The 6,761-nt window shown below is 37.8% G+C and carries 5 protein-coding genes; 1 reads left to right on the top strand and 4 read right to left on the bottom strand.

What is annotated here, in order from left to right:
- The 3 genes from ACO6FI_RS12950 to secA all read right to left on the bottom strand — a co-directional run.
- Positions 1-206, bottom strand: a 206-nt coding sequence (locus ACO6FI_RS12950; protein ID WP_485457691.1) for a hypothetical protein, incomplete at its 3' end; no start/stop codon positions are given.
- A gap of 95 nt (positions 207-301) precedes the next feature.
- Positions 302-1,345, bottom strand: a complete 1,044-nt coding sequence (locus ACO6FI_RS12945; protein ID WP_485457690.1) for a hypothetical protein — start codon at positions 1,343-1,345, stop codon at positions 302-304.
- A 3-nt stretch (positions 1,346-1,348) separates the two neighbouring features.
- Positions 1,349-3,922: a preprotein translocase subunit SecA gene (secA, locus tag ACO6FI_RS12940; protein ID WP_485457689.1), complete on the bottom strand. Its 2,574-nt coding sequence runs from the start codon at positions 3,920-3,922 to the stop codon at positions 1,349-1,351.
- 263 nt (positions 3,923-4,185) lie between these two features.
- Between secA and ACO6FI_RS12935 the strand changes: the two genes are divergently transcribed.
- A complete protein-coding gene (locus ACO6FI_RS12935) occupies positions 4,186-5,544 on the top strand; it encodes an MATE family efflux transporter (RefSeq protein ID WP_485457688.1) in 1,359 nt (452 codons plus the stop codon).
- A gap of 165 nt (positions 5,545-5,709) precedes the next feature.
- On the opposite strand, the gene ACO6FI_RS12930 is transcribed toward ACO6FI_RS12935, so the two are convergent.
- Positions 5,710-6,761 (bottom strand): IS1634 family transposase (locus tag ACO6FI_RS12930; protein WP_485457687.1); only part of this gene is annotated, 1,052 nt, incomplete at its 5' end.

The raw sequence follows: 6,761 nt of genomic DNA, 5'->3' as shown, positions 1-6,761 counted from the left end.
TTTACTTCAGACAGTGAGAGATTTCCTTTCAGTCTGATTCTGTCAAGTGCGGCAGTTGTATGACTTTGGTTTTTTTGTATTTCGGCAATGTCGGTAGACGGCTTTAACTTGCTGCAGAGCTTTTTTGCAGGCTCGCTGCTTGCCATATCTACCAGACTGTTTATTATCTTTTCAAATTCCAGTATTTTTAATGTTTTTTTGTTCATAAGTTGTCCTTTTATATATCTAACAATAACAAAAATATTATATCAAAAAAAAGCCTTAAAATCATAAGTTTTCTTATGATTTTAAGACCGGTTTATTATTTGTGTGAACGTTTAAACTCTCTGTATGCAGCTTGTGTTTCAGGGTTGAAGCCGACCAATGCATTCGGATAATTCATACCGACATACTCCACCAAAGCTTCCATATTGCCCTCAGCCTTTTTATTGTGGGTTACCGTGACATTGCATTCACGAACTCTGCCGTTCTCATAGAGATTTATCTGCAATGAGTAGCTTACACTCACCGTTATAAGTGCATACATCTTCTGTTTGGTTATACGATGGAACATCCAAACGAGATCTTTAAGATTGTACATATCAAGACCGAACTTTGTATTAAGTATCAAATGGTCTTTGTATACATATGCTCCTATAGTTTTATCAACATAATCTGAGATATTGTCAAGCTCGCCCAGATTACCTCTCAGCCTTTCATCCAAAGCACAGAGTCTTTCATAGTTGTCATTGTTTGTGGATTTTCTCGTAAAGGCTAAAATGATAAATCCGATACCCATTACAAACAGAATTATTGTACCTCCGAGAGCAAATACTATCTCCTTTGTAAGAGAGGTATTTTTAAGGTATATATCAGTGTTTAGTGTACCGTTATTTCTGTAGGTATTATCGGGGTCAATCTCATTTGCCACATCTGAAAGCTGATTGTAGGTATCATCTTTTACCGCTACAATAAGATACTCAACAGGTGCTTCTTTAGAGTCTTTATTCTCATCCTTGGCATAATTATCAAATGTTTCAAGCATTGAGTTAATCTTTTTATTACCCGGATGTGACTCCAAAAAGTATACTCCGACATCCGCCATTATGGTGTAAATCTCAGACTTGTTATCACTTGAACCGTAACCTGTATCGATTATATCATGTACGGCTACGGCATATATACCGTCTATATCACTTTTTGAAGCATTGGTAAAGTAATATCCGTCGTTATAAAGTTTCTGTGGAGAGTTGAAGCTGAGTATTATATCAAGCTTGGTACGGGCAAAAAATATGCCCCCGGCTATAAGTATTATACCTACTATAATATGTGATATAAAACTTAATTTATTGTTTCGCATTCCCATAAATTATAATGTCATACCCTTTCTGCCATGGCATTGTTTATATTTCTTTCCGCTTCCGCAAGGACAAGGATCGTTAGGATAAACCTTAGCCTCTATACGAATAGGCTTCTTTACCGTGCTGTCATCCTTATTGGTTCCGGTAACTTTGGCTGCAGGTTCTCTTTCAACCTTCTGCTCAACCTTTACATGATATAGGATACGTACAGTATCTTCAGAGATACCTCTTGTCATCTCGTCAAACATATCATAGGCCGCCATCTTGTACTCTACAAGCGGGTCTCTTTGGCCGAGTGCCTGTAAGCCTATACCCTGACGAAGCTGTTCCATATCATCTATATGGTTCATCCACTTGTTGTCGATAGCCTTAAGAAGTACTACACGCTCAAGCTCACGGATTTTTTCAGCATCCGGGAACTCGGCTTCCTTAGCCTCATAAAGCTTAATTGCTTCTTCCTTTAACTTGTGGATAAGCTCATCCTTTTTCATATCTTCGGTATTTTCGTAATCTGCAGGAGTAAGAGGGATGATCGGAAGTAAAAGCTCATGAAGCTCTGTCATATTCCACTCTGAAGAAGGTACTTCATCTGAAATAGCCATATTTACAGAATGTTCTATTACATCATTTACCATACGAAGGATGGTATCGCGCATATTGTCGCCTTCAAGTACCTTATTTCTCTCTTCGTAGATAACTTCTCTCTGCTCGTTGTTTACCTCATCGTATTTGAGAAGGTTCTCTCTGATACCGTAGTTGTTGCTCTCTATCTTCATCTGAGCCTTTTCAATAGCTCTTGTAAGCATTTTGTGTTCAATCTGCTCATTCTCAGGAACTCCAAGTGCATTGAAGATATTTATAAGTCTCTCAGATGCGAAAAGTCTCATAAGGTCATCTTCAAGTGAGATATAAAATCTTGATTCACCCGGGTCACCCTGACGACCTGAACGACCTCTAAGCTGGTTGTCGATACGTCTGCTCTCATGTCTTTCAGTACCGATTATCTTCAGACCGCCTTTTTTTACGGATTCTTCGTCAAGCTTGATATCGGTACCACGACCTGCCATGTTGGTGGCGATGGTAACTGCACCGTGTATACCTGCGCCAGCTACGATTTCGGCCTCTTTCTCATGGAACTTTGCATTGAGGACTGTATGAGGTATTCCCTCTTTCTTGAGCATCTTTGAAAGCATCTCTGATGTCTCAATGGTGATTGTACCTACAAGTACAGGCTGTCCCTTGGCGTGAGTTTCCTTGATATCTTCCACAACAGCATGGAACTTCTCTTTTTTGGACTTATATACCGCATCCTCATGGTCGATTCTTGCAATCGGCTTGTTGGTAGGGATAGCGATAACGTCCATGCCGTAAGTATTTCTAAACTCCTTCTCCTCAGTAAGAGCGGTACCGGTCATACCTGCTTTCTTTTTGAACTTGTTGAAGAAGTTCTGGAATGTAATGGTAGCCAGAGTTCTTGACTCTCTTTGAACGTTTACGTGCTCCTTAGCCTCGATAGCCTGATGCAAACCGTCCGAGTATCTTCTTCCCGGCATTATACGACCTGTGAACTCGTCTACGATAAGTACCTCGTCGTCCTTTACAACATAGTCCTTGTCTCTGAACATAAGGTTGTTGGCTCTCAGTGCAAGGATAATACAATGCTGTATTTCAAGGTTTTCAGGGTCCGCAAGGTTCTCTATGTTGAAGTATTTTTCTACCTTTTTGATACCTTCTTCTGTAAGGTTTACAACCTTATCCTTCTCATTTACGATAAAGTCGCCGGTCTCTTCGATTTCGTCTCCCATAAGAGCGCCCATCTTTGTAAACTCCGCACTTGCTTCACCTCTTTCAAGCTGCTTTGCAAGCATATCACAAATCTCATAAAGCTTTGTAGACTTGCCTGACTGACCTGAAATAATAAGAGGTGTTCTTGCCTCATCTATAAGGATTGAGTCAACCTCATCAATGATTGCATAATCAAGTGAACGAAGTACCTGATCTTTTTTGTATATTGCCATGTTGTCACGCAGGTAGTCAAATCCAAGCTCATTGTTGGTGACATATGTGATATCACAGGCATACTGTTCCTGTCTCTGTGTTGAATCCATAGAGTTCAGAACACAACCTACGCTGAGTCCCAAGAATCTGTGGATTTGTCCCATCTCGTCAGCATCACGCTGTGCAAGATAGTCGTTAACGGTTACTATAAGTACACCTTTACCTGCAAGAGCATTCAAATAAGCCGGACAGGTGGATACAAGGGTTTTACCTTCACCTGTTCTCATCTCTGCAATACGACCTTGATGGAGGACCATACCACCCATAAGCTGTACTCTAAAGTGCTCCATACCTGTAACTCTGACGGAAGCCTCTCTTACAGCTGCAAATGCTTCAGGCAGGATGTCATCAAGTGTTTCTCCATCCGCCAATCTTTGTTTGAACTTAGGTGTAAGTTCTCTTAATTCCTCATCACTCATGGCCTGCATAGTAGGGCGCAGACTCTCTATCTTATCAATAGTAGGTTCTATCAGTCTAAGCTCTCTTTCACTATGTGTACCGAATATTTTCTCAATAAAATTCATTATGGTTTCTCCAAAAATAAATTAGACTTAACAATATCTATTATATAGTATATAGATTATTGCAAAAGTGTCCACTAATCAAGCTATTTTAGCACTTAGAAAGGACTTTATCAACTTTTAGAAGAAATATTCATATTATGTTCACATTATAGACTGTGTTATGTAAAGTAAAAGTCAAAAATGTAAGTAATGAAGTAAAATTCCATATAGAAAATAAGTAAAGGAAGTTGTAAAATAGAAAGGGTAAACTTTTAGGAGAGAATATGACAGAGAGAAAAGAAAATCGTATGGGAGTAATGCCTATAGGTAAGTTACTGTTTTCTATGAGTACACCTATGGTAATTTCGTTTTTGGTACAATCACTTTATAACATAGTGGACAGTATATTTGTGGCAAGATATAGCCCCGATGCACTGGCGGCGGTATCTTTGGCATATCCTATACAGATACTTATGATAGCGGTATCTGTAGGTACGGGAGTCGGTGTAAATGCATTGCTTTCCAGATCTCTTGGTGAAAGAAACAGAAAAAAGGCAAAGCAGACCGCCGATAATGCCATATTATTGGGAATACTGGCTTCAATCGCATTTGCACTTTTCGGTGCATTGGGCACAAAGCTGTTTTTTGACTCACAGACTAAGAGTGAGAGTATCAGACAGCTGGGATATTCATATTTGTTCGTTGTCACAATATTTTCATTCGGGCTTATTTTGGAAGTGACATTTGAGAGAATCTTGCAGTCTACAGGAAAGACTATCTACAACATGGTTACTCAAGGTGTGGGAGCAATTATAAATATAATTCTGGATCCTATACTTATTTTTGGATTTTTTGGAGTACCGAAGCTTGGAATAGCGGGTGCGGCAATCGCCACTGTTACCGGCCAGATAATTGCAATGATATTATCCTTTATCTTTAATATGAAATATAATGAAGACGTGGATATAAGGTTCGGTACTCATATATTTAAGCCTGATTTCGATATTATTAAGGAAATATACAGGGTAGGAATACCGTCTATAGCAATGCAGTCCATGTCAACTCTTATGATGCTCGGACTGAATAAGATTTTGGTGACATATTCGGATATGGCGGTAAATGTACTGGGAATATACTATAAGCTCCAAAGCTTTGTATTTATGCCGATATTCGGTCTAAATAACGGAATGACACCGATTGTAGCTTTCAACTACGGTGCTAAGAATAAGGACAGAATAATAAAAGCACTGAAATATTCATTTATGACATCAATCGTTATAATGGTGATAGGAACCGCAATATTTTGGATTTTTCCGAAAGAGCTTATGATGCTTTTCAGCCCTAATGAAGAAATGATGAAGCTTGGCATACCGGCACTTAGAATATGCAGTCTTTGTTTTATTTTGGCGGCATTTGACGTAATAGCCATTGCCACTTTCCAATCACTTGGCAACGGTATGTACGCACTCTATGCTTCATTTTTAAGACAATTGGTGCTTATACTTCCTTTTGCCTATGTACTTTCAAAGGTGTTCGGACTTGAGTCTGTATGGTATTCGATACCGCTTGCGGAACTGGGATGTGCATTTTTTGATATCTATTTGATGAAGAAGATATATAATAAGAAAGTTGCAAACCTATAGAGTATTGATATAAGTCGGAATATTATTGTAATATAAAAAACATTTTGCCATCGAATTCGCCGGTGGCTTTTTGTAAAATTATAACAAAAAATCGAGGATTATGATACCTGACTTTCGTTGTTTATCCCAAAACCTAGTACTCTAGGTATCTAGGAGCATGCAGTTTTAAAAGAAATTGTCGATTTCAGTTCTTGTTAAATAGAGGGCATCAAGGTTACTAAAACCAACCAGTTTTTTAACCTTTTCGTTAATGGTTTGATCTCTTGATATATTGATATATGTATTATCACCTTTATTTACAACCCTAAAATCACGCATAAAGTTAATCAGGTCATAAGAGTTTATTTTATTCTTGAAGCACTTGATTTCTAATACTCTTAAAAGAAACAAGCTAAGGTAGCATATCAAAAAATGCCCATAGATTGTTTCTTTTTTCTGCAAATAAACAGGCCCGGCATCAAGGTATGATTTTGTAAGTCTAAAAGATTCCTCGATCTTCCATAGGCTATGGTATGTCTTATATACCTGTAAAGGTTCCATATCTATCTCAGATGTAACTAAAAGATTATATCCTGCATATTTAAGATCTTCATCAATCTTAGATTTGTTTAGACCTGTTATAGGCTTTATTGTCTTGCCTGAACTATCTTTAGTTATGATATCTACATATTTAGCACAATCTCCAAGTTCATCTTTTGCTATATTTTTGTATGTAGAAAACTTTGAAGCTTTATCAACCATCTTCATTATTTCAAGCCTTTGTTTTTTTGCAAGATTAGGATTATAAGAGACGATACGCTTTTCTTTTACAGAGAACCTTGTAACACTCTCTTTTCCTGTTTTCGGATCAATCTCTTTAAAACTATAATCAAAACTGTCAATACATGATTTAAGACGAAAAGATATATTACCTCTTTCATCAGTGTAGTTAGAAAAGACATTTGCGTCATTCTCAAGTAGAACCCATTTCTTTTCCTTTTCACTTAGATTCTTACCATGTATTGATTTTGAGAATATATAGCCGTCATTAGCTTCTTTAACAGCAGCATAAATATTTCTTGCACAATTAAGGCCTTTATCAGCCACCTGAATCGTCTTGCCTGATACGTTGTGTCGTTGTTTCATTTCTTCAATAACTTTTCTAATATATGGCTTTTCCGATTCATTTCCGGGATACATTTGCATGGAGACAGGTACCAGATCGGCGTCTAAAAGCA

The organism is Lachnoanaerobaculum sp., assembly GCF_057250505.1.
Note: the sequence above shows the minus strand (reverse complement) of the source record. Positions and strands in the feature narration are given on the sequence as shown.